The organism is Vibrio sp. Vb0667 (assembly GCF_033391095.1).
This window is the reverse complement of record NZ_JAWPOL010000365.1, coordinates 1-1,078: the sequence shown is the minus strand read 5'-3', so window position 1 is coordinate 1,078 and position 1,078 is coordinate 1. Positions and strand designations below refer to the sequence as shown.

Here is a 1,078-nt window from a genome sequence, read left to right as displayed (position 1 = left end):
ATCATACCGTTGGGCACGGCGAATGCGCTTTGCCATGTGCTGTATGGCATCGGCGTGAAGTTAGCACCGGTGGAAAAAGCGTGTGAAGCCATTCTCGAAGGTCATTGCCAACGCATAGACACCGCAGAATGTAATCAGCGTTTGATTCTGTTGGTGCTGGGTATTGGCTTGGAACAGAAGATGATTGAACACGCGCATCGTGAAGAGAAAAATGCTTTTGGGCAACTGGCGTATTTAACGGGCTTTTTTAACGCTGTTATTTCCGAAGAGGTGCAAACTCTGCAAGTAACCCTCGAAGGGCAGGCGGCGAGTGAACAAGGATGGGAGAGTCAGGAGATGGAGGTGCACAGCTTCGTCGTTGCCAACATCGCGCCATTCAGTACTGTGTTAGCGCAAGGTGGCGGCGCGCCGCAGCCAGATGATGGGACATTGCACATTACCTACCTTGATAACACTCAGTCGCTGGGTGGACGCCTAGTGGCGTTGTCGGATCTAACATTAACCAGCGTCGGTGCGCAGGATGAGTCGAATCTGTTTCAGTACGCGAGCGCGACAGGGGTAACGATTACTGCGGATAAGCCGATTGACTACGTCATCGACGGTGAGCTCTATTCTGACCGTCGTTTAGAGATCAAGATTCGTCCTCAGTCGCTTAATGTGTTTGTTCCCAGTTAACGCCGGTGAAGACGACTGCGAATAGAGTCGAATACAAACAATGATGCAAAAAACGTATCACTTGTGATGCGTTTTTTTTATGTCGAACGTCGACTAACGGTTGATGTGGATAGATGCAGAAAGTAAGCAAAGCTCGTGTTGGTCGATGCGAAGAATAGACAAAGCAACAGATAGAAGGGCAAAAATAGAGAAGACAAACGAAGGAAAAAGGTGAGCAGAGCTACTCACCTTGGGGTAAATGTTTTTCCAGCTCGTCGTTTTCGACTTGTAACGCCGCCACCCAGTACGAGATCAGCGCTGTTAAGTTGGCATCATCCAACTCTCGGAGGAGCTGTTTTAACTCACTCAGTAATTGCGCATTCATAAAATGCATCTCTTTATAATTACCGAGAGTAGCAATTCC

2 pseudogenes are annotated in these 1,078 nt (G+C 48.4%); one reads left to right on the top strand and one right to left on the bottom strand.

The window, feature by feature from the left end:
* Nucleotides 1–675, top strand: a pseudogene (locus tag R8269_RS25955) (hypothetical protein); the annotation flags it as partial.
* Between the two features lie 220 nt (nucleotides 676–895).
* Here R8269_RS25955 and R8269_RS25950 read toward each other — a convergent pair.
* Nucleotides 896–1,078: pseudogene (locus R8269_RS25950) on the bottom strand (hypothetical protein); the annotation flags it as partial.